We start from the raw sequence: 1,905 nt of genomic DNA, 5'->3' as shown, positions 1-1,905 counted from the left end.
GGGCGGGGGTGGAGGTGGGGGCGCTGTTGGAGCAGGCGCTCTGGGATTTGCGACGCGAGCGGCAGACGGTGTTGCCGGTGACGGAGGACGGGCGGCCGGTGGGGCTGGTGGACGTGGAGGCGGTGCGCGCGGTGTCGGAGGCGGACCGGATCCATCGCCTGACGCGCGAGGTGATGCGGCCCGTGTTGGTGGTGCGGTTGGACGAGGATGGATGGCGGGCCGTGCGACAGCTGGCGGAGAACTCGGCGCAGCTGCTGGCGGTGGTGGATGCCGAGGGACGGCTGGTGGGGACGCTCGATGTCGATGACGCGCAGCGGGGGATGACGCTGGTGCAGACGCGCGAGGAGCGTGCCGAGCGTGATGCACGGCGCTGGCGGCAGGAGCGGCCGGCGTGAATGCTTTCAACTGATGCGGACCCACGAGACAAGAATCCACTCAGAGGTCAGAACCTTCTGGAATCCAAAGCAGCGAAATGACCGCGCGGCTGGATGAGAGTACGATGCTGTGCTCCCAAAGGTCTTGGTCGTGTATTTTTAATGAGTCAATCCAGGCGGAAGCTTCCACCTCTTCTGGTTCTTCTGTGCAACTTCCAGTGCGAAAGTAGTCGCTTGCAAGCGTGGCAGGATGAAGCCGAATGTCTTTGTTGATGTAGTATCCGAAAGATGGTCCTGGAGCGGCCCATTTGATACTGCCGTCTTGAGAGTAAACTGTGCAGCATCGTTCGGAACTGAGCTTCGCGAAGCGAATAGCCGATGCCGTGAGGCTTGTTTGAAACTCAGTCGCGAGGCTGGAGATGTGGTTGATGGACGGGTGGGCCACTTCGCATCGCTTTCGCCAAAGGTCAGCGGGCATCAGCAGTTCTGAGGCAAAAGCGTTGGCCTCCTGCTCCGCTCCTTGGTCGTATAGTTCGCTTATTGCTTGCTCAGTGCAGAGGGACAGTTCTGCTTGATTGTGCTCCTTGTGCATTTCGAGGTGGCCAAGCTCGTGTGCGACAACGAACCTCTTTCGTGGGGTGTAGCGGAGTGATGAATTGACGCTTATGACTGCTCGTCCATTGAGTCTTGAAAGCCTGCCTTCACAGTTGGTGAGTGGGATGCTGCGAACAAGAGCGCCCCGTAGATGTGCGAAGTCCTCAATACTGATGTCGGCGATGTGAGGGAGCCCCAGTTGGTGCAGGACCTGTCGTGCGCGTCGAATTCCTCGCTCGGTATCCACACTATTTTTCGACATCATGTTCCTCGTTCCCGAGATGTTCGAATTCCGTCAGGAGTGCTTCGAGGTCCTCTCTTGATGCGCTGCTTGATAGGCCTTTGTGTGCGACTGAGATTTGATGGTTTTGTGGGGCGATGCTGAGCGCTCGAACTTTTGCCCTGAGTTGCTCGATGCTGAAATCGGCGTACCGACTGATTAGTGCTGTCAGTCGAGACTCTTCCTCTTTTCGCTTCGTAGTTGACTGGGCGAGCTGAGACCGTGTGAGTCGCTGCCGAACGGATTGGACGTGAGCGCGAATGCGTATCGAGAATTCAGCAGGATTAACCCCTGCCTCCCGTAGGATCTTGTCTGCTTCTTCGACGCTGCTCGGTGGGACTATTTCGTCGAGATCAAGTAGTTCCAGGCGTTGGATGAATTCTTGCGCTGGGCTGATTTTCTGTCTCATGTGGTCCTCTTCTTGAGGATTGATTTGTGTCTCTTTTTGAGTTTGTCTTTTGCTAGATATATTTGCTGGGTAGTGAGGCCGGTCGCGGTGCTGATCTCGTCGGTTGTCCCTGCGCCGTCTGCTAGGAGCCTGTCGCGGTAATCGCAACGAGGGCTTGCCCTGCCGGGGATGAGGAGGCTCAATGTCCGGCATGAGCAAGAAGTTCCGCCCCTGGAATGTGCAGCAGGACTTCCTGCTGCCGCCCTCGC

General features: G+C 57.7%; 3 protein-coding genes. 1 reads left to right on the top strand and 2 read right to left on the bottom strand.

The annotated features are described in order from the left end of the window. On the top strand, nt 1-395 hold a 395-nt coding region (locus tag HUW62_RS47050; RefSeq protein ID WP_368670663.1), incomplete at its 5' end, for a CBS domain-containing protein. Nucleotides 396-435: 40 nt separating this feature from the next. Here HUW62_RS47050 and HUW62_RS47045 read toward each other — a convergent pair. Together HUW62_RS47045 and HUW62_RS47040 are read right to left on the bottom strand one after the other, a co-directional pair. Further along, a complete protein-coding gene (locus HUW62_RS47045; RefSeq protein ID WP_176438168.1) occupies nt 436-1,233 on the bottom strand; it encodes an ImmA/IrrE family metallo-endopeptidase in 798 nt (265 codons plus the stop codon). After that, on the bottom strand, nt 1,217-1,657 hold the full coding sequence (locus tag HUW62_RS47040; RefSeq protein WP_176438167.1) for a hypothetical protein: 441 nt from the start codon (nt 1,655-1,657) through the stop codon (nt 1,217-1,219). Before HUW62_RS47040 ends, HUW62_RS47045 begins: the two co-directional genes overlap by 17 nt. Nucleotides 1,658-1,905: the final 248 nt, after the last annotated feature.

Source organism: Myxococcus sp. AM011 (assembly GCF_013372595.1).
Classification (GTDB): Bacteria; Myxococcota; Myxococcia; order Myxococcales; family Myxococcaceae; genus Myxococcus; species Myxococcus eversor.
This window is presented reverse-complemented; position numbering and strand designations above follow the sequence as displayed.